Source organism: Corynebacterium sp. HMSC034H07, from assembly GCF_001815175.1.
Taxonomy (GTDB): domain Bacteria; phylum Actinomycetota; class Actinomycetes; order Mycobacteriales; family Mycobacteriaceae; genus Corynebacterium; species Corynebacterium hiratae.
The window spans coordinates 1-231 of sequence record NZ_KV819516.1 but is presented as its reverse complement, the minus strand read 5'-3'; the positions used below and the strand labels follow the sequence as shown (position 1 = coordinate 231).

General features: G+C 56.3%; 1 pseudogene. It reads left to right on the top strand.

The features are described 5' to 3' along the window. Window positions 1-231: pseudogene (locus tag HMPREF3009_RS04115) on the top strand (hypothetical protein); the annotation flags it as partial.

Below are 231 nucleotides of genomic sequence, written 5' to 3'. Positions count from 1 at the left end.
GGCGTCAACGATGGTGATGAAGTCAACCGGACAGACAAGGATGGCAACCCGGCTCCGACGGACCCGAATAACCCTGACACCGATGGTGATGGCATCAACGATGGGGACGAGAAGAAGGACGGTACGGATCCGACTTCCAAGGATTCCGATGGCGATGGCCTGACGGATGATAAGGAGAAGGAGCTTGGCACCGACCCGAATAAGGCTGACACTGATGGTGACGGTATCAAC